We start from the raw sequence: 26,175 nt of genomic DNA on the forward strand, positions 1-26,175 counted from the left end.
CTGGATTTCTGACGGCCGGCGTACCGGTCGCGTACCGGTCGGCGGCCGCCCGGGGCCCGCTGCGCTGGGACGGCGCGTACGGAAGCATCCGTGACGCTCTGGAGGTAGTGGCGGCCGACCGTCGGCCGTCCGAATCTGGAGGCGAGATGCGCAAGATCCTCGGGTCCTTGACGATCGTGGGGGCCGGCCTGGCGCTGGCCCTGGCGCCGGCCGCCGCGGCCCAGGCGGCCGATCTGCCGCCGCTGGCGGCGCTGCCCAGCCCGATCTGCAACAACGTCGTGGTGGCCGGCGCGGGCGGGCATCCTGTCCCCGTACCCGCGGCCAACAGCGTGCAGCGCTGCTACATGCAGCGGGGCGACGGCAAGACGGACACCAGCAGCCTGCGGACCATGCAGGCCGCGATCAACATCTGCTACATCCAGAAGGGCCGGCTCGGGAACATGGCCCCGCTCAGCCTCGCCTCCCCGGACACGTTCGGCCCGAAGACCGAGGCCGCGGTCAAGGCGGTGCAGAGGTGGCACGGCATCACGGCCGACGGCGGCTGGGGGCCGCAGACGCGCAGCGTGATGCAGTGGCCGGACAACGACACGCTCGCCTGCCGCACCGTTCCGCTGAGCTGATTCACCCCGCTGAGGCCGCCCCACTCAGGTGGGGCGGCCCTGTTCCGCCCGCGCAGGAGAATCCCCGAACAGCGGTAAACGCCGGTCCATGGGTCACCCCATTCGGAATCGATGGATATCGTTGGGCCGATCGCAACACCGGTGAACGGGGGTTCTGGTGGACGTGATGTTGTTCGGCCATGTGTCCGCGCAGGTTCGTGCCCGCGACGTGGATCTCGGCCCGCCCGCGCAGCGGGCGTTGTTCGGCCTGCTCGCCCTGTACGCCCCGGCCGCCGCGCCGTACGGGGCGATCGTGGCGACACTATGGCCGGACGATCCGCCGCGTTCGGCGCGGGCCACCGTGCAGAAGTACGTGCAACGCCTGCGGGCCGCGATCGGGCCCGAGTGCCCACCCCGGCAGCGGGGACACGTGCTGCGGACCTGCGGTGACACGTACGCGCTGACGATCGCGCGCGAGCGGGTGGACGTCTCCCGCTTCCGCGCCCGGTTCGCGCATGTGGCGGCCCTGCGCGCGGCGCGCGACCCGGCGTACGAAACCGCTCTGGCCGACGTGATCGAGCACGCGTACGAGCCGGTCGCGCTGGACGTGCCGCTGCTGAGCGGCTCGCCACGGGTGCTCGGGGTCAAGGCCGAACAGGCCAAACTCGTCGACTGGTACGCCGACCTGCGGATCGCCGCCGGCCGGGCCGACGAGGTCGTCGGGCTGGTCCGCGAGCAGGCGGCGCTGCGCCCGCTGGACGAGGACTCGCAGGCCCGGCTCATCGCCGTGTACCGGCAGATCGGCTGCCGGTCGGCCGCGGTCGACGTCTACCTGAGCGCCCGCCGTCATCTGTCCGACCTGCTGGGCCTCGATCCCGGACCCGAACTGGAGGACGCCTACCGCAGCGTGCTGGCCTGACGACGCCCGGGCGGCGACGTAAAGGCGACCGAGCCGGTGAACCACAGCCTCATTGTTCATCATCCGAACGTGCCTGACGGCCTGCGACTCCGTCTCTTGCGGCAGGGCGCCTGCGAGTGCCCGGACTGGTGCCCCGGCGAGGGCGTCCACCGGCGCACACACGCGCGTCTGCGAGCAACCGGTGGCGGACCGCCGGATCGAACCGTCAGTCGGTGATCGACGCGCGGAACGTGTAGCGGTCGCCGCGGTAGGCCTGGACCGTCAGTTCGATCGGGACGCCCTCCTGGTTGAAGGTGAGCTGGGTGGCCGACAGGATCGGGACCGGGCCGGTGATCTCGAGCTGCTCGCGTTCGTCGTCGGTGGCGTTGCGGGCCTCGACCGAGTAGTCCGCGTAGTGCGGCTGCTGGCGCGGGGCGGCCGCCCGCAGCACCTCGTACAGCGAGCGCCGGCTGAAGTCGGTCGTGGCCAGCTCGGGCGCGACGACCAGCGGCAGGCGGTTGTGCTCGACGGCGATGACCAGGTCGTTGAGGTAGCGCAGCCGCCGCATCTCGAACAGGTCGGCCCCGGCCACCGTGCGCAACAGCTCGGCCTCGCGGCCGGTGGCCGGGCGCACCCGGCTCGACAGCACCACGTTGCGGCTGTCCAGGCCGCGCTGGGCGGCCAGGTCGGCGAACCCCATCACCCGGCCCGCCGTGCCCGCGCCGCGCTGCACCGGGGCGGCGGCCACGGCCCAGCCGCGCGCGGGCAGTGACACGAGCACCCCGCGTTCGCGCAGTTCGCCCAGGGCGGCCCGGATCGTGACCCGGGAGACCGCGTAGCGCTCGGCCAGCTGGCGTTCGGAGGGCAGCCGGGCGCCGTCGGTGCCGTCGGCGGCCCGCAGGTCGTCGTGGATGCGCTCGGCGAGCCGCAGATACAGCGGCAGGGCGTCCGGGCCGATCAGGGGGCTGGTCTGCACCGCCACGACGGTACCAGCAGCCCAGTCGAAACCGTTGACATACCAGTTGCATACCAGTAGCTTTCCGGAACCAGACCAGGTTGTGAATAACAGGGAGCACGATGAGTAGCAGCTATACCCGGGCCGAGATCGAACAGCAGCCGGACGTCTGGCGCGCGACCCGGCGCATCGTGGACGCGGCCCGGGGCGACGTCGACCGGCTGCTCGGCGCGGCGTTTCAAGAGCGGACCCGGATCGTGCTGACCGGCGCCGGCACCTCGGCCTACGTCGGCGAGGTGCTCGCACCGGAACTGGCCCGGGTGCTGAAACGGCCGGTCGAGGCGATCGCCACCACCGACATCGTCACCGACCCGCAGGCGGTGACGGCCGGTGACCGCCCGGTGCTGCTGGTGTCGTTCGCCCGCAGCGGCAACAGCCCGGAGTCGCTGGCCGCGACCGAGCTGATCGACCAGCTGGCCCCGGTCGCCCACCACCTCGTGATCACGTGCGACGGCGACGGACGCCTGGCCCGCGCGTACGAAGATGCCGGTAATGCCGCCGTGGTGACGCTGCCCGCCGCGACCAACGACCGCGGGTTCGCCATGACCTCGTCGTTCACGTCGATGGTGCTGGCCGCCTACCTGTGCCTGGCCGGCGAGGCCGACGTCGACGCGCTGGCCGAGGCGGCCACCGCCGTGCTCGCCGACGCCGCCGCGATCGAGCGGAAGGTGACCGCGCTGCGGCCGGGGCGCATCGTCTATCTGGGCTCGGGCAGCCTCAAGGGCCTGGCTCGCGAGGCCGCGCTCAAGACGCTCGAGCTGACCGCGGGCACGACCGTGGCGCTCGGCGAGTCGTCGCTGGGCTTCCGGCACGGCCCCAAGGCCGCCCTCACCCCGGACACGCTGGCCGTCGTCTTCGTCTCGGGCGACGACTACCGCCGGGCGTACGACCTCGACCTGGCCCGTGAGCTGGCCGGCGACCTCGGTCCGGAGCGGGTCGTGCTGGTCGACGCGGACGGCACCTGGCCCGTCCCGCGCGGACCCGGCCTGCCGGACGCGTTGTGGGCCCTGGCCGCGGTCATCACGGCCCAGCTCACGGCCCTGACCTGCTCGCTGACGGCCGGGCTGACCCCGGACAACCCGTTCCCGGGCGGCGAGGTCAACCGGGTCGTGCAGGGCGTCGTCATCCACCCGTACGGCGAAAGGCGGTCCTGACATGTACCTGGGTGTGGACGGCGGAGGCACCAAGACCGCCTTCTGCCTGGTCGACGAGGACGGCACGATCGTCGCCTCGGCCCGCACGGCCAGCATCTACTACCTGATGAGCGGCCTCGAGATCGTCGAGCCGCTGCTGGCGCAGGGCGTGGCCGAGGTGTGCGCGAGCGCCGGCATCGAAGCGAACGACATCGCGTACGCATTCTTCGGGATCCCCTGCTACGGCGAGGTCCTGCCCGACGTACCCAAGCTCGATGCTCTGCCTCGGAACGTGCTCGGCCATGACCGGTACCGCTGCGGCAACGACATGATCTGCGGCTGGGCCGGTTCACTGGGCGCGGCCGACGGCATCAACGTGGTCGCGGGCACCGGTTCCATCGCGTACGGCGAGAACGGCGAGCTCACGTCGCGGGCCGGCGGCTGGGGCGAGCTGTTCGGCGACGAGGGCTCGGCCCACTGGGTCGCCATCCGAGGCCTCAACGCGTTCAGCCGGATGGGCGACGGGCGACTGCCCCGCGGCCCCCTGGCCGACATCCTGCGGGCCCGGCTCGACCTGACCGACGACCTCGAGATCGTCGACGTCGTGCTCAACCGCTGGCAGGGCGACCGGGCCCAGATCGCCGCATTGAGTACGGCCGTGAGCGAGGCCGCCGAGGCCGGTGACACCGCGAGCGCCGAGATCCTGCGCGACGCCGGCCGCGAGCTCGCCGACATGGTCGACGCCGAGGCCCGCGTCCTGAAATTCGATACCCGGCAACTGATTCCGGTCTCCTACTCCGGCGGCATGTTCACCAGCCCGCTGCTGCTGGCGGCGTTCCGGCAGGCCCTGGACGGCCGCTACGACCTGCGCGAACCCCTCTTCCCCCCGGACCACGGCGCGGCCCTGTACGCCGCACGCCTATCGAACGGACCACGCACATGACCTCTCTGAGCACCGCCGCCGGACGTCGCACCGGCTGGATCCCGTACGCCGCTCTGCTCGTGCTCTTCTGGGGTGTCTGGGGCGCGTTCTCCAGCCAGCCGACCAGCAAGTACGGCTACCCGGACGGCATGGTCTACATCATCTGGTCGATCACGATGATCATCCCGGCCGTGGTCGCGCTGCGCGGCGCCACGTTCGACCGCCGTCCGGTCGCCGCCATGTACGGGCTGATCGTGGGCCTGACCGGCGCCGGCGGTCAGTTGTTGCTGTTCAAGGCGCTGACCATCGGTCCGGCGTACATCATCTTCCCGATCATCGCCCTCTCCCCCGCCATCACCGTGATCATGGCGCTGGTCGCCCTGCGGGAACGCCTGACCCGGCTGGCCGTGATCGGTGTGGTGCTGGCGCTGGTCGCGATCGTGCTCTTCTCCGTCGCGCCCAGCGACGAGGGCGTCGACGCCGGCCCGTACCTGATCCTGGCCGTGCTGATCTGTGTCGCCTGGGGCGTGCAGGCCTATTACATGCGCAAGGCCGCCCTGGCCGGGGTGAACGACGCGACCACGTTCGGCTGGATGACGATCAGCGGTCTGGTGCTGATCCCGGTCGCGCTGCTGCTGATGGGCGGCTTCCCGACCGGCTTCCCGTGGCAGGCGCCCGCGCTGACCGCGGTGACCCAGGTGCTCAACGCGATCGGCGCGCTGTTCCTGGTGATGGCGATGAGCCGCGGCAAGGCCTCGGTGGTCGCGCCGATCACCAACGCGCTGGCCCCGGTGCTCACCATCGTGCTGTCGCTCGCGATCTATCAGACGATCCCGTCCGGCTGGCAGACCTCGGGCATCGTGCTCGCGCTGGTCGGTTCGACGCTGATGGTCTACACCGCCGAGAAGTCGGCCGAACTGGCCGACGGATGACCCGCGTCGTCACGGTGACGCTCAATCCGGCGCTGGACATCACCTACGCGGTCCCGGCGTTGGCCGTCGGTTCCAGCGTACGGGTCCAGACTGTCCGGTCGAGGGCCGGCGGCAAGGGCGTCAACGTGGCTGCGGTGGTGCGCCAACTGGGCGGCGACGCGATCGTCGTCGCCCCGGCGGCCCGCACCGAACCCGACCCGTTCCGCGCCGGACTCGACTCCCTGGGCCTGCCCCATCACCTGATCCCTTCGTTCCCGGCCGTCCGGCGGACCGTCGCGGTGGTCGGCGCGGACGGCCCGACGACCATCCTGCTGGAACCGGGCAGCCCGGCTCCGGCCGGCACAGCCGACGCCATCGCTTTCATTACGGCGGAAGAGCTGACCCACGCTGACGCCCTGGTGGTCTCGGGCAGCGTCCCGCCGGGCCTGCCCGACGACCTGCCGGCCCGCCTGGCCCGTCTCGCCCATCCGCTTCCGGTGATCATCGACGTGTCCGGACCGGCTTTGCCGATGGCGGTCGGCGCCGGCGCGGTGCTTGCTCCGAACCGGTCCGAGCTGTCGGAGATCAGCGGCGGCGATCCGGTCTCCGCCGCGCGGCGGCTGCTCGACCTGGGCGCGGCCGCAGTCGTCGTGACCCTCGGCGAGGACGGTGCCGTGGCCGTCACCCCCGGTGGCGCCTGGCACGCCCGTACACCCGAGGTGGTCGACGGCAACCCGACCGGCGCCGGCGATGCCGCCACCGCCGCCCTCGCCCTCAGCCTGGCTGCCGGCACCCCCTGGCCCGCCGCCTTGGCCGACGCCGTGGCGACCTCGGCCGCCTGCGTGCTGCGGCCGGTCGCGGGCGAGATCGATCTCGAAGCGCGCCGACGCTGGCTCGGCGCCGTCACCGTGGAGGAACTGTGAGCTTGTTGACCGACCTTCGAGGCAGCGGCCGGGCGGTCGGCGCCTTCAACGCGATCCTGCTCGAGCACGCCGAGGCCATCGTGACCGGCGCCGAGCGGGCCGGGCTGCCGGTGATCCTGCAGATCTCGCAGAACGCGGTGCGCTATCACGGTTCGCTGGCCCCGTTCGCGACCGCGTGCCTGAGCCTGGCCTCGGCCGCCTCGGTGCCGGTGACCGTCCACCTCGACCACGCCGAGGACGAGGAGCTGATCGACCAGGCCGTCGCGCTGGGCGTCCGCTCGGTGATGTTCGACGCGGCGACCCTGCCCTACGACGAGAACGTGGCCCGCACCCGCACCGTCGTGCAACGCTGTCACGCCGTCGGCTGCCTGGTCGAGGCCGAGTTGGGCGAGATCGGCGGCAAGGACGGGGCGCACGCGCCGGGCGTACGCACGGATCCGGCGGAAGCCGCGGCCTTTGTCGCCGCCACGGGGGTGGACTCGCTGGCCGTCGCCGTCGGCTCGTCGCACGCCATGGCGAGCCGCGACGCCCGGCTCGACGTCGAGCTGATCGGCCGGCTGGCGGCCGCGGTGCCGGTGCCGCTGGTGCTGCACGGCTCGTCGGGGGTGCCGGACTCCGGATTGCGCGCGGCCGTGGCCGCGGGCATCACCAAGGTCAACGTCGGGACGCTGCTCAACCGCGTGCTGACCGAGACCGTCCGCGACGTGCTCGCCGACCAGGAAAAGCTGACCGATCCGCGTAAGTACCTGACCCCCGGGCGCGACGCCGTCCGGGCCGAGGTCACCCGCTTGCTGCAGCTTCTTCAGAAAGAGGCAATCTTCAACGCCATGTGAACTAACTGTTGACAAACTTAACTGTATTGACGTTCGCTAATGGGACGATGCCCCCGCGTATCCCCGAAGGGAGCGACATGAGTTTGCGCAGAAGACTGGCCGTGCTTGCGGCCGCCGTCGTCACCGCTCCACTTGTCGCCGTCATCCTCCCCGCGAGCCCGGCCAGCGCCCATGGCTGGATCACCAGTCCCCCCAGCCGTCAGGACCAATGTGCCACCGGCGTCGTCGCCAACTGCGGCGCCATCCAGTACGAACCCCAGAGTGTCGAAGCGGCCAAGGGTTCGCAGAGCTGTAGTGGCGGCAGCGCGTACACAGTGCTCAACGAGGACAACAAGGGCTGGCGAGTCACCTCGATCGGCAGCTCGACGGCGTTCACCTGGCGCAACACGGCCATGCACCGCACGCAGAACTGGCAGTACTACGTGGACGGCCGGTTGCACCAGACGTTCACGAACGGCAACGCCCAGCCGCCGCAGGTCCTCAGCCACCAGCTGACCAACCTGCCCAGCGGACGGCACAAGATCCTGGCCGTCTGGAACATCTACGACACCCCGATGGCGTTCTACAGCTGCGTCGACGTCAACGTAGGGGGCGGCGGCACCAACCCGCCACCCCCTCCGCCTTCAAGTTGCGGCGCAGCTTGGAGCGCGTCGGCCGTCTACACCGGCGGCATGAACGTCTCGCACCGCGGCCGCTCCTGGCAGGCGCGGTACTGGACACAGGGCGAGGAGCCGGGCACCACCGGCGAATGGGGCGCCTGGCTCGACAAGGGCACCTGCTGACCCGTACGCACGTCGCCGTCCGGCCCGGTTCGGGCCGGGCGGCATCAGTCGCTGTCGCTGTCGCCGTCTCTTTCGCTGCCGAGCGGAGCCCGATGTCACCTCGCCGCCTCACCGTCGTCGCTCTTGCGCTGACCATGTCGGCGTGCTCGAGTCCCGCGGCCACCCCAGTTTCGGCGCCACCCTCCGCCTCGGCCGCGGCCTCGGCGGTGCACCACCATCAGCACAGCGCCGGCCCCGTTCCTTCGGGCGCACCCGGCGGCCAGATCGTCGTGCACGCGGCCGACCCGTTGCGCGACACGCTGACCCAGCTGATCCCCAAGTTCGAAGAAGCGTTCCCCGGCGTACGGGTCTCGGTCGATTACGGCGCGGGCCTCGAACACGCCCAGCACGTCCTGCACGGGATGCCCATCGACGTTTTCGTCTCCTCCGACGAGGCCGCCACCACGATGGTCGCCGCCCACGACCGCGGCGCGCCCGCCGTCGTGGCCCGCAACCCCATCGTCATCGCCCTGCCCCGCACGGCCGACCGGATCGCCGCGATCGGCGACCTGCGCGACGCCAAGGTGGCCCTGTGCGCCGAGACCACCCCGTGCGGCCGCGGCAGCCGCGCCGCCCTGGTCGCCGCTGCCGTCGAAGTTCAGCCGGCCGTCGTCGAGCCCGATGCCCCGGCCACGCTGGCCCAGGTCCGCTCGGGCGCCGCCGACGCCGCGCTGGCCTACCGCACCGAGGTCGTGGCCGCGGGCGACGACCTCCGCGCGGTCGACTTCGAGCAGGCCACCGGCCTGGCCGACCAGTACACCGCGATCCGCCCGGACACCGGCGCCAACGCCAAGGGCGCCGACGCCTTCGTGGCCTTCCTGAGCTCGGCCCTGGCCCGCCACGTCTTCGCCGACGCCGGCCTCTCCCCCGCCTGAGCCCTCAGGCGCACACGCCGGCTTTTCGCCCGCCTGAGGTGGCTGACCCCTCGGCCTTTCAGGCCCGCAGCCACGCGCGGGCGCGGTCGAGTTGTTCGGCCGGAGTGGTGCGGCTGACGTCGGCGACCAGGTCGGCGATGGTGATTCCGCGGAGCGACTCGCGCCAGGCCCGGTCGGCCGCAGCCATGACGCGCGCGATCGGGCACGGGGTGTCGCAGCGCTCGGCCGGCGTGGCCAGCGGCCCCCGCTGCCGCACCTCGGTGCACCGGAACGCGGGCTGGGCCCCGTCGATGGCCTCGATCACGTCGAGCACCGTGATCTCGCTCGCACTGCGGGTCAGCACGTAACCGCCGGCCTGCCCCAGCGACGACCGCACGAGACCGGCCCGCGACAGCAGCTGCAGCTGCTTGGCCAGGTAAGACTGCGACACATCGTGCAGTTCGGCCAGCTTGGCCGCGGGCACCGGCGCGCCCGCCCCGCTGAGCACGACGCAGCAGTGCAGGCCCCATTCGACCCCGCCCGACATCTTCACGCCCTCAGCCTACTTGACTCGGACAAGGCTTATCCGAATAGACTCTCGGACAAAAGTTATCCGAATTGAGGCCCGGCCCGGATCGGCCGGATCAGCTACGACGACTGGAGCACCCGACCATGTCCAACCACACGCCCCGGCTCAACCTGCGGACGGCCGCGCCCCAGGCGGCCAAGGCTCTCTACGCCGCCGACCAGGCCATCCTCACCTCACCACTCGACCCAACCCTCCGCGAGCTGGTCAAACTGCGGGTCTCGCAACTCAACCACTGCGTGCACTGCATCGACCTGCACAGCCACGACGCGCTGGACATGGGCGAGAAGCTCGACCGCCTCCTCCAGCTGCCCGCGTGGCGCGAGTCGGCCCTGTTCACCCCGGCCGAGCGGGCCGCGCTCGAGTACGCCGAGGCGGCCACGAAACTGACCGAGCACGGCGTCAGCGACGAGATCTGGGCCGGGGTCCGCGAGATCCTGTCCGACGAGGAGCTCGGCGCCCTGGTCGTCCAGGTCGCGCTGATGAACGCCTTCAACCGGTTCGGCGTCCCGTTGCAGATGCCCGCGCAGGCCCGCGGCTGAGCTCGCCGTGGACCCGACCCGCGAGCAGGAACTCGCCGAGGCGTGGACGCGCTGCCGTCCGCGTCTCGTCGGGATCGCGTACGCGCTGCTCGGCCGGCACGCCGAGGCCGAGGACGTCGTCTCGGAGAGCTACCTGCGGCTGGTCGGGGCCGACCGGCGCGAGACGGTGCGGGACGTCGACGCGTGGGGCACGGTGGCGGTCGCCCGCGCGGCGCTCAGTGTGCTGCAGTCGCCCCGCCGCCGTCGCGAAAGCCAACTCGGTCCATGGCTGCCCGAACTCGCCGCCATCGATCCGGCCGAGCAGGCCGCCTTTCATGAGGCGGTCAGCTCCGCGGTCGGGGTGGTGCTCGGGACGCTGTCCCCGGCCGAGCGCACGGCCTGGGCGTTGCACGAGCTGTTCCGCGTACCCCATCAGGAAGTGGCCGAGACGCTCGGGCGCACTCCCCTGGCCGTGCGGCAGCTCGTCTCCCGGGCCCGGGCCCACCTGGCCGAGGGCGCGCCCCGCTACCCGGTCGACGCGGCCCAGCACCGCAGCGCGGTCAGCGCCCTGAACCGCGCCACCACGGCGGGCGACGTCGACGGCCTGCTCCGGATCCTCGCCGTCACCGGTACGGCACTGGGCGATCGTAGGTTCGGCCGATGACCGGCGAACGCAAGGTTCTCGTCGTCGGGCTCGGCATCGCGGGCATGGCCACCGCCGCCCGGCTGGCCGACCTCGGCTGGACTGTGGTCATCGTTGAACGCGCCCTGCGCCGGCGAACCGGCGGCTACTTCATCGGCCTGTTCCGCCCGGCCGAGCAGGCCGCCGACCGCTTGGGCGTGCTGTCCACGCTGCACCTGCGCACCCCGTCCGTCCACGGCAGCTGGTCGGTCGACCGGCGGGGCCGTCGCCGGTCCACGGTCGGCTTCCTCGACCAGCCCGGACATCCCGACGGCGTGCTGCGCGGCGATATCGAACAAGCTTTGTGGGAGAGCATCGCCCCGCGGGTCGAGGTGCGCTTCGGCACCGACCCCCTGGCCATCTGGCAGGGCCCGAACGCGGCCAAGGTCACCCTGCAGAACAAGCAAGCCGCAACAACGTACGACGAATACTTCGACCTCGTCGTCGGCGCCGACGGCCTGCGTTCCACGGTCCGCCGCCTGGTCTTCGGCCCGGACGAGGACTACCTGCGCCCGTTCCACACGATCGTCTGCGCGCTCTCCCTGAGCCACCAGGTCACCGGGTACGACGCCCACGACCAGATCATGGTGGTCGAGCCCCGCCGAGCCCTGTGGGTCTTCCCGTTCCGCGACCACCCGCCGACGGCTCTGCTCACGTACCGGACCCGCGACCCCGGCGCCGACTTCCGCCGAAACCACCGCGAGGTCCTGACCACCCGTTTCACGGGCCTGGAGGCCGGCGGCATAGTCCCCGAGGTCGTCGACGAGCTACGGGCCCAGCCCGGCGCCCTGTTCGACTCGGTCCACCAGGTCGTGATGCGCCGCTGGCACCAGGGCCGCGTAGTCCTGATCGGCGACGCCGCCTGGTGCCTGACCCTGTTCTCGGGCATGGGCGCGGGCTCGGCCCTGATCGGCGCGGTCGCCCTGGGCGACGCCCTCGAACGCCACCCCGACTCCCACCCCCAGGCGCTGCGCTCCTGGCAACGCCACATGCGCCCCCTCATCCACCGCCACCGCCGCCTGGCCCACCTCAAGGCCCAGTTCTTCGTGCCCTCGAACCCCCTCATCGCCGCCCTACGCCGCGCCCTGCTGCGCCTGGCCCGCCCCCGAACCCCCGCCCGCCGCTAGCCGCGTGGTCAAAGCAGCCGCGAGGTAGAGGATGCAGGTGTGCCAGCCGATCTCAACGAGCGGCTGTGTCGCACTGACGGCGGCAATCAGGGATGCGAGCGCCTGGTCGAACAGGGTCGCCGGGATGAGGGAGCGTCCGGCGCGCTCGGCGTTGATCGTCGAGACAGACATGTGTGGTCCTCCTGTCGTTCACTCGATCGGGTCGGCGAGCGTTCGGTGCCGCCGTGCCGTCCCGTGGGCTGCCTCCAGCAAGCGGCACAGGAGGGGAGCAGCGACAGGGAATGTGCGTGGCCCGGCAACGCTTTGCGAACCCGGCAAATCACGACGCACATGGATCACTACAAATAGTTACCGTAGAGGTATGGAGGTTGCCGCCGCGCCGCTCCCGCCGGACCATCCGGTCTGGACGTCCGTTGCGCTGATCACGGCTGTCCGCGGTGACGATCCGGGCGCCGTTGTTCTCCTGGTCAGGCGGGCCGCTGGACTCACACAGACACAGCTCGGCCGCCTGTGTGGATACTCCGCGTCCGCGGTGTCCCGGCTCGAGCACGGCCAGGCGCCACTGCACGACATCAGTGTGCGGCGCCGGTTGTCCCAGGCACTCGGGATCCCGGGCCACATGCTCGGTTTGGCTCGCACGGACGGCCGACACGAGCGTGTCAGGTCCGGGCACCCCCGTCCTCCGGCCGCTACTGTGCGAGCAGGAGGGGACGGTGATCTCATGAAACGACGGGTGTTCCTGACCGGCGCCGCAGCCGTCGGTCTCACTGCCGCTACCGGCTCCCCCGGGCAGCTCGATCCGATCCTTCTCGCCAGCTCCACATCGGCCGCGCCGTGGGTGGCCGACCGGACCGCCCTCGCGATGGACGCCGTCAACAGCTCCTACACCAGCGCGAAATACGCGGCCGTGGCCGAGCAGCTCCCGCCGTTGCTGTCGGCCCTGCACAACGCCCACCGGCAGGCCACCGGCGAACAACGCACCAAGCTCGCGCGGATGCTGGCGCGGGCCTACGGGCTTGGTTCCTCTCTGGCCACCAAGTACGGCGACGACGCGGTCGCACTGACGCTGGCCGACCGCGGACTGACCGCCGCGAAAGAGACCGGCCACCCGGTCACGATCACGGCCGCGACGCACATCCTGGCCATCACCATGCGCCGCGACGGCCACCACGGAGGCGCGCTGCAATTGCTTTCCACCGCGGCCGACCAGCTCGACGCCGACCACGCGCAACCCGCCGCCGACGTCATCGGCGCCTACGGAAGCCTGCTGTGCACCGCCGCTTACACAGCGGCACAGTCGGGCGACCGAGCCACAACTGACACCTATATGAAAGAGGCGGCACGAGCAGCCGCCCGCATCGACGGAACCGCGGGACACGGGATCTTGCCGTTCAACTCCAGCACCGTCTCTGTGTACGGCGTCGGCGTGTACACCGCCCTCGGCGAGACCGGCATCGCCTTGAAACACGCCGCCTCGGTGGAATCCCCGCAGCTGCCGACGACCGAACGACACGCTCGTTTCCTCGTCGACACCGCCCGCGCCTGGAACCACCACGGCCGACCGGACCGAGCTGCTCACGCCTTGCTCGCCGCGGACGCCAGCGCACCGGAAGAGGTCGACCGCCCGGCCGTCCGCGAGCTGATCAGCACGCTGCTCTATGCCCCATGCCCGACCCCGGCCGGACTCCGCGCCCTGGCCACCCGGATCGGCGTCGAGTAGGCGGCGTCCCTCTCCCCCGGCGGCACCGGTGCCTGGTTGAACGCATCTCCTGCGGAGCAGGGAACGGATGGTCCGCGATGGGATTCGAACCTTTCATTCCAGGGTCGACGGTGGTCCGGCGCGACGTGCTCAGCGGCCGGATCTGGACCGCGGCCCCGCATCGTGTGCTGGCCGATGACGGCGACCGGCTGGTGTTGGTGACGTGGCCCGGGACGGCCGGGTTCACTCCTGTTCATTGGATCAGGTGGTTCACCGAGGGCGTCGAGCGTGCCCGTCAGGATGCGGTCGCTGATCTGGTCAGCGGCCGATGGGAGCTCGGCCGATGGGTCTGGCGCGACACCGTCGTCGTGACCTGGGTAGGCATCGATCCGGATTTCAACCTTCAGGCCTACCTACCCGTCGCTGGTGGCCCGCCACTGCGGAAGATCAACTTTGAGCGTCCGGTGCGACGCACCCCGGACGGCATCGACACTTTCGACCTGCTGCTCGATCTTGTCGCCGACCCGGCCGGAGGCTGGCGGTGGAAGGACCTGGACGAGTACGAGCAGATCCGCCGGGGCGGCCTGGTCTCCGAGGCCGAGGACGAACGTGTGCAGGCCGCCCGGCAACGAGCGATGGCCTTCGCCGAGGCCGGACAGGGGCCACTGGCCGAGGACTGGACCGGCTGGCCCGTACCCGACGATTGGGCGCTTCCGGTGCTACCCGAGGGCATGCAGGATCTGGCATCCTCTGTGACGAAAGAGGTGCCCGACGACGTCGTCGAGCAGACTCGTCGCGGTCTGGTGGAGCAACTCGTCGCCAGTGGGTGGGTCGCCGACCCGCGGGTGACTTCGGCGTTCGCGTCGGTTCCGCGGCACTTGTTCGCGCCGGACGGGGTCAGTGTCGAGGCCTCGTACGCCAATGATGTCGTTGTCACCCAGCGTGGCCCCGACGGCCGAGCCACCAGTTCGATCTCCGCGCCGTGGCTTTCCCTGTCAACTCTGGCCGTGTTGCGAAGTGCGTGAGCGCAGGTAGCGCTGCCCAGCTAAGAGCCGCTCACCGTCGCGGCAGGAGTCGACGCTCTCGCAGGCGCGCTCTGAAGAGCTTGGCTTGCGGAGCCTGGCGGGGAAGCCGCACCATGCTGGGGAGGCACGCCGCTACCACGCTCTGTCATCATCGGGACATGGCTGGCGATGGATCGAGACACAATCGCACGATTACGATATTCGCTGGTGGCGGTGCCGCGATCTCTGCGTTGCTGGCCGTGGCAACAAACCTGGCATCCAGCGCTGTTCCTGCAACGCTGCGGCGATGGACCGGTGACCCGCGCTGGACCTGGATGGTCTGTGCCGTCTTCGCCGTCGCATTCGTGGTGGTCACGGTCGCCGAAAAACGTGCGTCTTTCCGGTCCGACAACGAAGCTAGGCTCGCTGCCTCAAAACAGGAGACCGAGAAACGTCTCCACGCGCGGTATGACACGGCAGTTGAACGGCTGAGCGCGTCAAATATTGGAAAGGCCGCGGCCGGCGCACGCGAGTTGGCAGCCGTCGCTGACGACTGGCCGGACGGGCGGCAGCAGTGCATCGACATCCTTTGCGACCATGTTCGAGGCCCTGGAACAACTAGCCCGACTCACGCAGACGCGCAGAGGCGTCTAGGGGTGCTCATCATTGAGCTGATCCGAACACGCCTCACAAGCGGTGCGCCCGCAACGTGGTGGGGCCACACCTTTAACTTCTCCGGGACACATTTCGACGGTGGGTCGCTGGATGGAATCGCACTCAAAGGAAGCACGCTTTTATTCGTCGGAGCCCACTTTGAAGGCTCTGGACTTTCGTTCGACTGGCTGCAGGCGGACGCCGGTATTATCGATCTATCGGGAGCCGAGCTACATGGCGCGACGCTCTCATTCAGGGAGATCCAACTTTCCGGCGCAGTGATTTTGCTCGATGGCATATTGGTAGACAGTGACTCAATCATCAAATTCGACCGCAGTCAGTTGCTTGGCGGCTCGATATCAATCGACGCTGCGGATCTGGGCGGGAAGGTTAGTTTCGATCACTCGCGATTGGAGCTCAGCGAGTCGTCGCCGCCGCTCATTACGCTCCGGAGGTCAGTGATACGTTCTGGTGAGGTATCTTTCGCCGGGACACAACACCTAACCGTGGACTATATCACCACTGAAGAATGGCTTTCTTCGACGCGCCCGGTTAAGTTTCCTACGCTCGTGGACCTGAGCGGCGCTGCCATGGAGGGCGGGAAGCTGGATTATTCTCAGGCGGAGTGGCACGCAGCGACGGAGCAGTTCTCAGGGTTTCGGATGACTGGAGGAGAAGTTGACTTCAGCGAGATCTACATAACTATTGGAACGCTGTATTTCAGGGGCTCCCGGATCGATGGCGGAAAGGTGAACTGGACGGGGGCCGTCTTTGGGGCCTACAAATACGAGCGGGTTGATGAAGCTTGGCTAGCTGAACTCAAGGCCGCAGATCCGGACGAGCTGCTAGTTCCACATATCTACCACAACTCCTACCGGCCTGCGGGTTTCGTTGATTTTCTTGACTCGCGCATGGCTGGAGGAATTCAGAACTTTTCCGGTGTCCGTATCAATTACGGTCTCATCTCATTCGTCGGCATGGCAATGACTGGCGGCGACCTCGATTTCTCCGAAGACGGCGCGGGCTGGGGTGTCGTTGTACTCTGGCGCCTGTACATAGATGAGCCCGCGCGAGTAACATTCGGAAATCCGGCCCCCTCATTGATTATTGACACCGGCCTTGTTGGTGTGAAAACTATCTCCCTCGGCTCCCCTCAGAGGGTATTCATTCTGGACTCCCTTGACTAGGGTCTGAGCAATTCGAACTATATTTTGAGCTTTCGGGCATGCCGCCTGGTCCTTGTTGTCCTATGCTGAGAATGTCATTTCGCCGGGCGCCGGTTGATCCTTTTCTGTGACACGGGACGAAAGCAGGATTCTCAATTTCCCGATCAACACATCAATTTGGCGGCGTGGTTAGTGAAGAGGCCGGACGACCGCAGATGAGGCGCTCTGGAGCTGGTCGCGAAACAGTGCGTTCTCGGCGGCAAGTACATTTACGATGCGGGCGAGCGCGTCGTTGTCGTTCTCCAGAGTTTTGATGCGTTCGTTGGCTTCGGCCAGCTGGCGTCTGGTCGTGTCGAGTTCTTGTCGGAGTCGGCGCTCGCTGTCGGGAACTTGGCCTTGGGCGCGAACTTGGGCGTAGAACAGGTCTTTGAGGTCGGTATGGCGATGAGTCAGAACGTGCCTCTTGACGCTGGCTTCCTCGGCGAGGGCGACGACCGTCAGCGCTCCGTTCGAGCGCAGTGGGGTTCCGGTCAGGAGCCTGGAGGCTGCCGCCTTGATCGAGTCGCGTTCGGCGGTGTGTTCGCTGGTCATGGAGTCGCCCTGTCGTTGATCCGGTCGTCGAGGTGCTGACGGGCTCGGGCGGTGAGTGCTTCAGCTTCGGCGCGGAGGCGGTCGGCCAGTGGGGTGGGCATGGCGCCCGCTTGGGCTCGCAGCTGGCTGACGTGCTGGAGCATTTGGGCTGCGTGGTGGTCGGTGCGGGCGATGTTGGCGCAGCGGGGTTGGCAGCGGTCCAGGCTGGGGGTGTCGGTCCTGGCGCGGCCCGGGTGGCAGAGCGACTTGTCGCGGGCGTAGTTGCAGAGCAGGAAAGACCGCTGGTTCTCGAAGACGGTGAGCCCGGGGTCGTCGAGCAGGGCTCGGGCTTGGCGGTGGGTGGTGATGATGCCGCCGAAGCGGTGGTGCGCGCGGGCCGCTGCGTCGACGAGCCGCCGGGCGGCTGGCCCGGAGATCCCTTCATTGTGGTCAATGGCCTCATCCAGGTCGCTGAGGCGTTCGGCGATGTCGCGGGCGGTCTCGATGTCGAGCAGCTTGTCGATGCCGTCGCGGGAGCGGCTGGAGTACCCCTCGCTGACGATCGTCCGCAGGTGGCCGTACTGGACGGCCAGGGCGGCCAGGCCACCGGGGCGTCGAGCGATGTGCCAGGCCAGGGTGCGCCTGAACCGTGAGATCCCGGTGCCGCCGGAGGGGTCGGGCGGGATCGCCTCGGCGGGCCGCTCGTTCGCCTGCGCGTACTCGTTGACCCAGGTGATGAGCTTTTCGATCCGGTGGGCGGCGGTCGTGTGGGTCAGCGATCGTCCGGGATTCGGAGTGCGGTTCGAGTAGGGGGTGTCGCGTTCGAACAGCAGGTCGCCGTCGCCGACGATGCGTTCCATGACTCGGATGGCGCGAACCACCGGCGGGATGGCGACCCATGGGGTGTCGCGGTCCCGTCCGGCCGACTGGTGGACGCCGTCGTCGTCCCGGGCGTTTTTGAACATCCTGCCGTTGATCAGGTAGCGCCGCGGGCCGGCGTCGGATGTCGTGTCGTCGGGTTCCGGGCAGCATCCGGAGCGCAGGGCGAGGACCTCGGCCGGTCTCATACCTGTCAGGTAGGCGATCACCACGAAGCATGCCGCGACCAGGTGCCGGTGGAGTGCGTCGATGGCGTAGAAGTCGAACCCTGGCTGCCAAGGGGTGCCGGCTATCGTCGCGGTCGCCGGGGTGGTCAGCCAGCACGGCCCAGGGTTGGCTGCCGCGGCCGCGACCCAACGTGGGCGTTTGAGGACGATCCTCGCCTGGCGTACCAGGGTTCCGGTGACGCTGGCGAGGAACAGCGCGGGGTGAGTCTGTTCGTGCCCGCCGTTGCGGCCGCGGGACGGGATGCGGTGTCCCCGCTGCTGCAGGTCATCGAGGAACTCCTCGGTCCTCGCGAACGCGTCGTGGCCGGCGGCGGCTTCGGTCCTGGCGTTGGTGGCGTGGCGCAGTTGCTGCTGTTCGGTGAAGGCGGTGAGGATATCGTCGGCGAAGTCCTCGACGAACCGCAGTGCCCAGATCAGCAGGGGCCCGATGGTGTCCGGGCTGATGGCGTCGGTGGTGTTCTCGCCGCCGGCGGATCCGGCGGGCAGGTAGTCGTCGATGCCGTCGGTCAGCCAGGGCGGCGCGGCGAGCTGGTGCTCGGCTGGTAGGTGCAGGGTGGAGTAGTAGTGGAGTCGGCTCAGCGCTACCAGCGCGCCTTTGGCGGTGTCGCGGGCCAGCCCGCGACGGATCTCCTGGCGGATGTAGTCGGCCATGTCGGCGGCCCGCACGTCGGACAAAGTGCTGATGCCGCGTTGGTCGGCCCAGATCGCGAAGTTCCGCCAGGCGGCGATGGTGTGGAAGGCGAGCGCGATGCTGGGCTTGGTCACCATCAGGTTGTTGTGCCCGGCGACCAGGGCATCCGGCAGCGCCTAGCGGAACATGACCCAGGCGGCGGCGCGCATGCTGTCCCGGAACCGGGGCGGGATGCGATTCCAGATGATGTTCTGGCTCGCCGCCGATGGATTCTGCGACAACGGCGCGATCGGCCACCGCGGGTCACCGAAGCGCGGGATCAGGTGCCGCTGGGCCAGCGGGACGCTCTCGGGGTCGATCACCGGCTCTTCGGGGTGTGGCAAGGCCTGGGTGAGCTGGTGCGCTGCGGTGCTCACGCCTACCACCCCGTCGTCAGCAGGTCTTCGATGATCTGCCGGTCGTCGTCGGTCGCTGCGGCCAAGGCGTCGTCCCACTCAGCCGCTGTGAATCCGGGGCCTGCTTGATGCTGGTCAGCCGCTGGTGGTGCACGTCCCAATCCCGTGCCCATTCGTCGGCCGGCAGGACGGCGCGTAGATCGTCCAGCGATCGGTGCAGCAGCGCGAGCCGGGGCAGGTGGCGTGGAGTGATCACGGCGTGGGGGCAGATGAAGCAGAGCAGGAACGAGGCGCGGCAGCCGGTGCCGTGCTCGCTGAACGGGCTGTGGTGGTAGTCCCGACAGGTGGCCGTCGCGGTGTCGCCCTCCGGATCCGTCTCGGCGCGGCGCAGCGCCGCGCGGAACTGCGCGCGGGCGAACGCGACCGCATCGTTGACGCCAGCCTCGATCGCGTCCCGGGTCTCATGCTTCGTGCGCGGATCGGGCAGCACGTAGACGCGGTCCCGGGTGTCGCGGCTGTGCTGAATCAGGTCCGGCTGGTTGGCCAGCACGAACGTCTTACGCAGCCGCCGTAGGTTCACCTTGATGCTGCCCCGGCCCAACGGCACCCGCCGGTCGTCCCCGCGAGTCTTGCTGCCGGCGAGTTGCTCGAGGGCACCCGCGAACTGGATGCTCACCGTCGCGGCCGGGTTGTCACGGGTGTGCCAGACGATCAGCCTGCTGCTCGGGGTGCCGGCCAGCGCCAGCGCCGCCCGCCCGGGGCCGGTCGCCTCCACCGCCTCGCTGATCAGGCGGCCCGGCGAGCCGGCTCCCCAGTCGGTGAGATTGCGGCTCTCGTACCGATGCGGGGCGCGGCGGCGCCGCTTGTGCAGCTCGACGCGATAGACCACCGGGCCGTCGGACTCTGCAGACACTATCTGCGGGATGTCGAGCTCGGCGATCGAGCCGGCGTTCCAGCCGTAGGTGCACAGCATCAGCGTCAGCAGCGCCCTGGCCTCGGCGGGCGTCATGAACAACCTGGCCCATGTAGTCTCAGCCCGAGACCCCGCCCAGCACGACCGTGTCGGCATGCCGGATCCGTTCCTGGCCATTCCGCGCCGTATAGGTCGGTGGCTGGCCGGTCCGGGCGATGTGATCCAGCAGGGCAGCCAAGCGCCACTGCGGGGTCGACTCTTCGAACGCGCCGGCCCGCCACCGCTGCAGATGCTCGACGTTGGCTCGGATCCGCAGCAGCCCGGTGCGGAACGTCCGCGCGGCGTGCCCTTTGATCGCGTCGAACTCCTGCGCGGTATACGCGGTCTCGGTCACCGTCTCCGCCGGGAGTCGCCGCATGATCAGGTCTCGGGTGCTCTGTGGAAGTCGCGGATGCCCGCGCAGGAAACCCGCCGTGAACTTCAACAGTCGGCCCTGCCGTTCACCAGTGGCCAGCCGCCACGCCGCCCACATCCCCGGCGTGACGTCGGGCAGGTCCTCCGGCGGAGGCCGCCGCTCGGCCAAGAACTGCGCGAACGGGCGCAGCATGTCGAACGCCCAGCGGCTGCTGTTCACCGACCGCCACGTGCCGCCCGGCCCCGCGAACTGCCCGAACCGCTCCGCCAGGCTGCGTGCCATCGCCGGGCGCAACGGCAGCACCGCGAAGTCGTATTCGACACGGCGCTGGTCGCTCTCATCGAGATGGGTGACCACGAGCCTGGCCGGGTCAAGGACGTGCGGCCGTTGGGCAGAGTCGCCTGGCCGCGCTGCCGGCCGTCCGCGGCTCACGGCCCGACCTCCGTATCCAGCACCCGGCCCGACAGCCGAGCCAGCTGTGCCAGCGCCTCGGTGGTGTCCTCCGCCGGCTCCTCGAGCAGCAGGGACCTGATCTGCAAGTCGGCCACGGGCGCGGCGTAGATGTTGCGGGTGGTCTCCTCGCTCGCGTGCCCGAGCATGTCCCGGACCAGGCCCCAGACGTCGCCGTAGAGCTCACGCATCGCCCGGCGTTCCTCCGGGCTCAGACCGAACCGGCGGTCCAGCGCGTGCTGCAGCACCACCAGCATATGCAGGGCGAAACTGTGTCTGGCCATGTGCGGTGTGAACCACGGCGGCTGCGCCACCCGACCGGCCAGCACCGCCTGGCAGCGCTGCGACGCGGCGCGATAGACCGCCTCCCAGGAGTGCGGCCGAAACGGGGTTCCATCCTCGGATAGCCACAACCACAACGGCTCCAGCCCGTCTTCCTCGCGGACGAAAAGCCGCAGCCGGTCCTCGACACCGATCATGTCCAGGCTGCGTTGCACCGCCTGCCCATCGTCGTCGACCCAGTGCAGCGTCGTCCGACGCCACCCGGACCTGCGCATGACCACCCGATGATCCGACATCGCCTGGTATCGGCCGGCGGCCTGGGCCCGTCGGACCGCTGCCCGGCGGGTCGTGCCGACGTACGCGTCGATGGCCTCGATAGCGTCGGCGGAGACGTAGAAGGTCCTGGCTCTCCTGGACTTGGTGACCTCTCGGCCCAGCTGGCCGCGGGCGTACCGATGGGTCGCCTCGGCTAGCGTCGGGACCTCGATCGTCAGCATCGAGGCACCCTCACCACGGCGCAGCTCCGAACTGAACAGCAGATCGGCGTACGCGGCGTTGCGGTCATCGTTGCGGCCACGCCACGACGGATCACGCCGCGAATCGGCCGCGTAGCCACGCAGTCCCACATCGCGCCACAACCGGTACGCGCGCGGCGTGAGCCACTTGACGTTGCTGGAGCGCACCTCATGCGCCCGACCCACCGGCACCGAGACCGGCTCGCCTGCCCGGCTCACTCGGACCCGCTCGGTCACCGGGCTCTTCACCATGACCCCCTGGCTGACCGCCCACTTGTAGAGCCGGGTCAACGCTGCCAACTCGCGGTTCCACTTGCTACCGCCGATCAGCCGGGGATTGCGCGGCGACCATCGACGCCAGTATTGGAAATCCCACACGTCATCGTCGTAGGCCTCGTCCCAGTTCTTGCCCCTCGACCAGAGGAAGTCGAAGAACAGGCAACAGTCCGTCGCGTAGTTCCTCCGCGTCTCCGTCGCCAGCCACGCGAAGCTGCTGCGCGTCAGGTATCGCGTCAGCCGTGGATCGACGCGGTAGTCCGGATCGGTGAAGAACAACGATCCCGCTTCGATGCCCACCGCCTGCTCGCGGCCCGCGAGCCCTTCCAACCCTTCCACTTTAGTGAGCCGCGACGGGACACCGAGCGGCGTACCTGTCACCCTGTGTATCTGCCAATGCCTGTTCACGGGAGCCCTTCTAAATGCAACGTACGGTCACGCAACACGTAGATCTAATAGGGAAGTGGCTTCAGGCGCACATGATCGAGCAGGCTCGGCTCCGGCCCGGATCACGGGTTCTCGAGGTCGGGTCCGGCGGCTGCAACGCCGCCCTGCTGGCCGAGGTCGTCGGACCGACCGGCACCACAGTCACCGTGGACATCGATCCCCGCGTCACCGCCGGCGCCCGCAGTGCGCTCATCCAAGCCGGCTACCCCCAGGTCCGGGTACTGCAGGCCGACGGCGCGGACGGGTATCCAGCTGATGGGCCGTACGACGCGATCATCGTGACCGTCGAGTCCAGCGACATCCCGCCGGCCTGGCTGGAGCATCTCCCACCGAGCGGGGCTCTCGTCGTCCCCTTGCGGATGCGCGGCCACACCCGGTGCCTGACCCTCCGCCGCCGTGACGACCACCTCTTGGCCACGAAGGCAATTCAGTGCGGGTTCGTACCGATGCAGGGCCTCGGCCGTGACCCTGCCCGCAGGATCCCGCTGCGCGGCGAAGACGCCGTCCTGCTCCTTGACGACCGGACAACCGAGGTCGACGAGACCTTGCTGCGAGCGGCCCTCGACATGCCACGCGTCGACCTCTGGTCACCAGTCAGCGCCGCGATGAGCGACGGAAAGGCGTTCGACTCGGTGCAGCTGTGGCTGGCCAGCCAGCCCCGCCCGTACGGAATTCTGAACGTCGACCGCAACCGCACCGCCGGCCTGCTGGACCCCCAGGACCGGTTCTTCTGCCCCACCCTGCTGAGCAGCGACAGCCTCGCCTACCTCACGCTGCGCGAGAACAGCGGGCAGAACTGGCAGTTCGGCGCCCACGGCTTCGGCCCGGCCGCCGAGACTTTGGCCGCCGAAATAATCATGCTGCTCACCGCCTGGAACGACCACCACCGCAGCACCGGCCCGCAGATCACAATTCACCCGTCCGGCTCTGCCCTCCCGGACGCCGATGGCCTCCGGCTGCTCGTGCCCCGCCGCCACTCGCTGACCGCGATCAGCTGGTTCTAAGGCCTTAGACGCGGCCGTCGACGATGTCGCGGGTTACTGCGGATTGTTCGGCCAGGACGCCGCTGATCAGGGTTTGGGTGTCGTTGATCTGGGTGACGATGGACTGGATGGCGGCCAGCGAGTCGACCACGTTGCCGGCGTCGGTCTGGATCTCGTTGATGAGGGCGGTCACGTCCTGGGTGGCTCGGGCTGTGCTCTGGGCCAGATCCTTCACTTCGGTTGCGACCACGGCGAAGCCGCGGCCCGCCTCGCCGGCGCGGGCGGCCTCGATGGTCGCGTTCAGGGCCAGCAGGTTCGTCTGCTCGGCGATGGTCGTGATCACCCGGACCACGTCGCTGATTTTCGCGCTGGAGGCGGACAGTCGGGCCACCAACGCGTTCGCCTCGCCGGTGACCGTGCTGGCCTGACCGGCGACCAAGGCCGCCTGGCCCACGTTGTGTTCCACCCGTTCGATCGAGCCGACCAGTTCGGTGCCCGCCCCGACCAGGCGGGCCGCCTCGCGGATCCTTTGCAGGGCCTGGGAAACCAGGAACGCCGTGTTGCGCAGCGCGCCGGCCCGGCCGTCGGAGAGCGACATCCGTTCGGTGGCGAAGAAGTCCAGGGTGCCGATCACCTGGCCCTGTACGACCAGCGGCAGGCACACGCCGGCCTTCACCCCGGCGCGCCGGGCGGCCGGGGCCCGTACGCAATCGTTCACCTCGGCCAGGTCGGGCACGAACACCATGTCCTTGGCCCGCCAGGCCCGCCCGGCCAGGCCGACTCCGGGTGCGAAGCTGGCGGCCCGGGTCACGGTGCGGAACTCCTCGCCGGCGTCGCCCGACTCCTGCCGGAAGACCAGGGCGTTGCGTTCCGGGTCGACCTCCCAGAAGCTTCCGTAGGCCCAGCCGAACTCGCGCCGGATCGTGTCGAGCGCCTCCCTGATCGCGGTGGCCTCGTCGCGGGCCGCCGTCACCTGCCGCAACACCGCGTTGACGGCGGCCATGTCGGCGGCCGCCCGTTGCTGCCGTTCGGCTTCGGCGACCCGTTCCAGCGCCTGCGAGACGAGCAGGCCGATGCTGCGCAGGGTTTCCAGCCGCTGTTCGGACGGGTCGAGGGTGGTGGTGGCGAAGAAGTCCATGGTCCCGACGACTTGGCCGTTCTCCATCAGCGGGAAGCAGACGCCGCTCTTGACCCCGACCCGCTGGGCCACGGGGGCCCGCACACAGTCGCGCACCTGCCCCAGGTCGGGGACGAAGACCAGGTCGCGGTTTCGCCAGGCCCGTCCGGAGAGGCCGGTCCCCTCGGCGAACGAGGCTTCCAGGGTCACCTGGCGGAACTCGGGGCCGGCGTCACCGGACTCGACGGCGAACCGCAGCACCTTGCCTTCGGGGTCGATCCGCCAGTACGAGCCGTACACCCAGCCGAACACCTCGCGGACCGCGTCGAGGGCGGCCTGCGCGGCCCGCCCCGGCGTCTTGGCGTCCTGCAGCGCGCGCACCACGGTGATCACCGCGTCGGTGTTGGCCCGCGCCTCGGCCGCCACCTGCCCGTCGGTGTCCACCCGCGGTCCGCGCCGGCTGTTCCAGCCCATTACCGTCCCCTGTCTCTCCCCACTGGGAAGTTCGGCGGACGGCGGCACCGACGTGAGGAGCAGGGCAAAGGTCATACCAACCCAAGGTCAGGGTGCGTACGCCGTGACGGTGGAACCGATCCGGCCGTAGAGCCGCCCGTTGGCCACGATCGGCGCGCCCCGCAACGCCGACGTCCCCGCGTCGAGCGTGATGGCCCGGCCGGTGCGCGCCTCGAACGCGGCCAGCGGGTGGCCGTCGCTGCGCCAGCCGTAGACCACGCCGCCGCCGATCGCGAAGCCGTAGGGGGTGTCGTCGGCGAACGTGGCCGTCCAGACCCGGCGGCCGTCCCGGGCGTCGACGGCGATCATCGTCGAGGCCAGCGTGTGCAGGTAGACCCGTTCGCCGTCGGTGGCGAACCCCATCGTGGAGCCGTGGCTCGGGAAGGTCCCGAGCACCGCTCCGGTGGCCGAGCTGACCCGCCGGATCAAGCCGTCGGGGTCGCACCGCATGTAGAACGCGGCGCCGTCCGGGGACGCTCCGATCGGGGTGAAACAGCCCGCGCCGGCCTTCCACACCGCCCGGCCCGTCGTGACGTCGATCGCGGTGGACTTGTTGTCGTCCCCCACCACCAGGACCTTCCCGTCGGCGACGATGCGCTGGCCGCCGATCGACCCCACGCGCGCCCACACCCGAGCGCCGTCGGCGATGCGGTAGGCCCGGATCCCGTACTTGCTGATCGGCTCGTCCCAAACGCTGCCGAGCACGATCCCTTTGTCGACGACCAGGTCGTACATGGTCTCGGGAATCCGCTTCTGATAGACCACTTTGCCGGTGGCGACGTCGTGCGCGGTGAGGAACGCCTTGTTGGAGCGGCAGTCCCGGTACTGGGCGATCAGCCGCTTCCCCACGATCGCGGCCAGGCTGATGCTCGTCTTCTTGCCGGTGACCGGGGTCTGCCACACCCGCGCCCCGGTGCTCGCGTCGTAACCCCTGATCTGGTACGACGCCGCGGTGATCAGCCGTTGGCCGGCGACCAGGGGCACGGCCGGTTCGGCGCACTTCACGCTCGCCGCCGGAACGGTCCAGCGCGGCTTGAGCCTGGCCGCGTTGGCCGGGGTGAGCCGGGTCTCGCCCGGGTTGTAGTAGTCGCCGGTCGCATGGCCCGCCTCCTGCCCCCAGGTGTCGGGAGTCGTCGCGGCGGCCGGGCTCGACACGAATACCAGGCCCGCGGTCGCGGCGACCGCCAGGAAACGACTTCTCACAGCAACTCCTC

27 protein-coding genes and 1 pseudogene are annotated in these 26,175 nt (G+C 69.7%); 17 read left to right on the plus strand and 11 right to left on the minus strand.

Annotated elements, in window-relative coordinates:
* Positions 1 to 146: 146 nt before the first annotated feature.
* Positions 147 to 620 carry a peptidoglycan-binding domain-containing protein gene (locus tag M1L60_RS24725; protein ID WP_253239885.1) on the plus strand — a complete coding sequence of 158 codons (474 nt, stop codon included), beginning with the start codon at positions 147 to 149 and terminating at the stop codon, positions 618 to 620.
* 166 nt (positions 621 to 786) lie between these two features.
* Positions 787 to 1,518 (plus strand): AfsR/SARP family transcriptional regulator, encoded by a 732-nt coding sequence (locus M1L60_RS24730; protein ID WP_253239984.1) that lies wholly within the window; start codon positions 787 to 789, stop codon positions 1,516 to 1,518.
* A 205-nt stretch (positions 1,519 to 1,723) separates the two neighbouring features.
* Here the strand turns inward: M1L60_RS24730 and M1L60_RS24735 are convergent, their stop codons facing one another.
* Positions 1,724 to 2,473 carry a GntR family transcriptional regulator gene (locus M1L60_RS24735; RefSeq protein WP_253239886.1) on the minus strand — a complete coding sequence of 250 codons (750 nt, stop codon included), beginning with the start codon at positions 2,471 to 2,473 and terminating at the stop codon, positions 1,724 to 1,726.
* A gap of 101 nt (positions 2,474 to 2,574) precedes the next feature.
* Here M1L60_RS24735 and M1L60_RS24740 point away from each other — a divergent pair, with 101 nt between their 5' ends.
* From M1L60_RS24740 to M1L60_RS24770, 7 genes are all read left to right on the plus strand, one after another.
* Complete coding sequence (locus M1L60_RS24740; protein ID WP_253239887.1) at positions 2,575 to 3,666, plus strand: SIS domain-containing protein; 1,092 nt, start codon at positions 2,575 to 2,577, stop codon at positions 3,664 to 3,666.
* A 1-nt stretch (position 3,667) separates the two neighbouring features.
* Complete coding sequence (locus M1L60_RS24745; protein ID WP_253239888.1) at positions 3,668 to 4,588, plus strand: N-acetylglucosamine kinase; 921 nt, start codon at positions 3,668 to 3,670, stop codon at positions 4,586 to 4,588.
* Complete coding sequence (locus tag M1L60_RS24750) at positions 4,585 to 5,499, plus strand: DMT family transporter (protein ID WP_253239889.1); 915 nt, start codon at positions 4,585 to 4,587, stop codon at positions 5,497 to 5,499. The genes M1L60_RS24745 and M1L60_RS24750 overlap by 4 nt, the downstream gene beginning before the upstream one ends.
* Positions 5,496 to 6,401 carry a 1-phosphofructokinase family hexose kinase gene (locus M1L60_RS24755; protein WP_253239890.1) on the plus strand — a complete coding sequence of 302 codons (906 nt, stop codon included), beginning with the start codon at positions 5,496 to 5,498 and terminating at the stop codon, positions 6,399 to 6,401. Before M1L60_RS24750 ends, M1L60_RS24755 begins: the two co-directional genes overlap by 4 nt.
* Positions 6,398 to 7,234 (plus strand): class II fructose-bisphosphate aldolase, encoded by an 837-nt coding sequence (locus tag M1L60_RS24760; RefSeq protein ID WP_253239891.1) that lies wholly within the window; start codon positions 6,398 to 6,400, stop codon positions 7,232 to 7,234. The genes M1L60_RS24755 and M1L60_RS24760 overlap by 4 nt, the downstream gene beginning before the upstream one ends.
* A 77-nt stretch (positions 7,235 to 7,311) precedes the next feature.
* Positions 7,312 to 8,016 carry a lytic polysaccharide monooxygenase gene (locus M1L60_RS24765; protein WP_253239892.1) on the plus strand — a complete coding sequence of 235 codons (705 nt, stop codon included), beginning with the start codon at positions 7,312 to 7,314 and terminating at the stop codon, positions 8,014 to 8,016.
* 92 nt (positions 8,017 to 8,108) lie between these two features.
* Positions 8,109 to 8,930 carry a molybdate ABC transporter substrate-binding protein gene (locus tag M1L60_RS24770; RefSeq protein ID WP_253239893.1) on the plus strand — a complete coding sequence of 274 codons (822 nt, stop codon included), beginning with the start codon at positions 8,109 to 8,111 and terminating at the stop codon, positions 8,928 to 8,930.
* Between the two features lie 58 nt (positions 8,931 to 8,988).
* On the opposite strand, the gene M1L60_RS24775 is transcribed toward M1L60_RS24770, so the two are convergent.
* Positions 8,989 to 9,456: an RrF2 family transcriptional regulator gene (locus M1L60_RS24775; protein WP_253239985.1), complete on the minus strand. Its 468-nt coding sequence runs from the start codon at positions 9,454 to 9,456 to the stop codon at positions 8,989 to 8,991.
* A gap of 125 nt (positions 9,457 to 9,581) precedes the next feature.
* On the opposite strand from M1L60_RS24775, the gene M1L60_RS24780 reads away from it, so the two are divergent.
* Genes M1L60_RS24780 through M1L60_RS24790 form a run of 3 tightly spaced genes read left to right on the plus strand, consistent with a single transcriptional unit; the run spans position 9,582 to position 11,825 of the window.
* Positions 9,582 to 10,037 (plus strand): carboxymuconolactone decarboxylase family protein, encoded by a 456-nt coding sequence (locus tag M1L60_RS24780; RefSeq protein ID WP_253239894.1) that lies wholly within the window; start codon positions 9,582 to 9,584, stop codon positions 10,035 to 10,037.
* Between the two features lie 7 nt (positions 10,038 to 10,044).
* Positions 10,045 to 10,680 carry a sigma-70 family RNA polymerase sigma factor gene (locus tag M1L60_RS24785; RefSeq protein WP_253239895.1) on the plus strand — a complete coding sequence of 212 codons (636 nt, stop codon included), beginning with the start codon at positions 10,045 to 10,047 and terminating at the stop codon, positions 10,678 to 10,680.
* Positions 10,677 to 11,825 (plus strand): FAD-dependent monooxygenase, encoded by a 1,149-nt coding sequence (locus M1L60_RS24790; RefSeq protein WP_253239896.1) that lies wholly within the window; start codon positions 10,677 to 10,679, stop codon positions 11,823 to 11,825. The genes M1L60_RS24785 and M1L60_RS24790 overlap by 4 nt, the downstream gene beginning before the upstream one ends.
* Here M1L60_RS24790 and M1L60_RS24795 read toward each other — a convergent pair.
* The gene (locus M1L60_RS24795) at positions 11,772 to 11,996 is read right to left on the minus strand and encodes a hypothetical protein (protein WP_253239897.1); all 225 of its coding nucleotides are present in this window, start codon (positions 11,994 to 11,996) and stop codon (positions 11,772 to 11,774) included. The two genes, M1L60_RS24790 and M1L60_RS24795, sit on opposite strands and share 54 nt — an antisense overlap.
* A gap of 190 nt (positions 11,997 to 12,186) precedes the next feature.
* Here M1L60_RS24795 and M1L60_RS48340 point away from each other — a divergent pair.
* The 4 genes and pseudogenes from M1L60_RS48340 to M1L60_RS24810 form a co-directional block, all read left to right on the plus strand.
* Positions 12,187 to 12,435 (plus strand): annotated as a pseudogene (locus tag M1L60_RS48340) (helix-turn-helix domain-containing protein); the annotation flags it as partial.
* Between the two features lie 111 nt (positions 12,436 to 12,546).
* The gene (locus M1L60_RS24800; protein WP_253239898.1) at positions 12,547 to 13,545 is read left to right on the plus strand and encodes a hypothetical protein; all 999 of its coding nucleotides are present in this window, start codon (positions 12,547 to 12,549) and stop codon (positions 13,543 to 13,545) included.
* Between the two features lie 77 nt (positions 13,546 to 13,622).
* Positions 13,623 to 14,549, plus strand: coding sequence for a DUF402 domain-containing protein (locus tag M1L60_RS24805; RefSeq protein ID WP_253239899.1), 927 nt, complete (start codon positions 13,623 to 13,625; stop codon positions 14,547 to 14,549).
* A gap of 158 nt (positions 14,550 to 14,707) precedes the next feature.
* Positions 14,708 to 16,369: a hypothetical protein gene (locus M1L60_RS24810; RefSeq protein ID WP_253239900.1), complete on the plus strand. Its 1,662-nt coding sequence runs from the start codon at positions 14,708 to 14,710 to the stop codon at positions 16,367 to 16,369.
* 168 nt (positions 16,370 to 16,537) lie between these two features.
* Here the strand turns inward: M1L60_RS24810 and M1L60_RS24815 are convergent, their stop codons facing one another.
* Genes M1L60_RS24815 through M1L60_RS24840 form a run of 6 tightly spaced genes read right to left on the minus strand, consistent with a single transcriptional unit; the run spans position 16,538 to position 22,231 of the window.
* Positions 16,538 to 16,939, minus strand: coding sequence for a hypothetical protein (locus tag M1L60_RS24815; protein ID WP_253239901.1), 402 nt, complete (start codon positions 16,937 to 16,939; stop codon positions 16,538 to 16,540).
* The gene (locus tag M1L60_RS24820; protein WP_253239902.1) at positions 16,936 to 18,792 is read right to left on the minus strand and encodes a site-specific integrase; all 1,857 of its coding nucleotides are present in this window, start codon (positions 18,790 to 18,792) and stop codon (positions 16,936 to 16,938) included. Before M1L60_RS24820 ends, M1L60_RS24815 begins: the two co-directional genes overlap by 4 nt.
* Before the next feature lie 39 nt (positions 18,793 to 18,831).
* Positions 18,832 to 19,071 (minus strand): hypothetical protein, encoded by a 240-nt coding sequence (locus M1L60_RS24825; protein WP_253239903.1) that lies wholly within the window; start codon positions 19,069 to 19,071, stop codon positions 18,832 to 18,834.
* Positions 19,072 to 19,087: 16 nt separating this feature from the next.
* Positions 19,088 to 20,059: a hypothetical protein gene (locus M1L60_RS24830; protein WP_253239904.1), complete on the minus strand. Its 972-nt coding sequence runs from the start codon at positions 20,057 to 20,059 to the stop codon at positions 19,088 to 19,090.
* Positions 20,060 to 20,081: 22 nt separating this feature from the next.
* Positions 20,082 to 20,810, minus strand: a complete 729-nt coding sequence (locus M1L60_RS24835; protein ID WP_253239905.1) for a hypothetical protein — start codon at positions 20,808 to 20,810, stop codon at positions 20,082 to 20,084.
* Positions 20,807 to 22,231 (minus strand): site-specific integrase, encoded by a 1,425-nt coding sequence (locus M1L60_RS24840; RefSeq protein ID WP_253239906.1) that lies wholly within the window; start codon positions 22,229 to 22,231, stop codon positions 20,807 to 20,809. Before M1L60_RS24840 ends, M1L60_RS24835 begins: the two co-directional genes overlap by 4 nt.
* Positions 22,232 to 22,380: 149 nt before the next feature.
* On the opposite strand from M1L60_RS24840, the gene fxlM reads away from it, so the two are divergent.
* Positions 22,381 to 23,352, plus strand: coding sequence for a methyltransferase, FxLD system (fxlM, locus tag M1L60_RS24845; protein WP_253239907.1), 972 nt, complete (start codon positions 22,381 to 22,383; stop codon positions 23,350 to 23,352).
* 4 nt (positions 23,353 to 23,356) lie between these two features.
* Here fxlM and M1L60_RS24855 read toward each other — a convergent pair whose 3' ends face one another.
* Together M1L60_RS24855 and M1L60_RS24860 are read right to left on the minus strand one after the other, a co-directional pair.
* Positions 23,357 to 24,892 carry a GAF domain-containing protein gene (locus M1L60_RS24855; protein WP_308208536.1) on the minus strand — a complete coding sequence of 512 codons (1,536 nt, stop codon included), beginning with the start codon at positions 24,890 to 24,892 and terminating at the stop codon, positions 23,357 to 23,359.
* A 117-nt stretch (positions 24,893 to 25,009) separates the two neighbouring features.
* Positions 25,010 to 26,164, minus strand: coding sequence for an outer membrane protein assembly factor BamB family protein (locus tag M1L60_RS24860; protein WP_253239908.1), 1,155 nt, complete (start codon positions 26,162 to 26,164; stop codon positions 25,010 to 25,012).
* Between the last annotated feature and the right edge of the window lie 11 nt (positions 26,165 to 26,175).

The sequence above is a fragment of the Paractinoplanes aksuensis genome (assembly GCF_024137025.1).
GTDB classification, from domain to species: domain Bacteria; phylum Actinomycetota; class Actinomycetes; order Mycobacteriales; family Micromonosporaceae; genus Actinoplanes; species Actinoplanes aksuensis.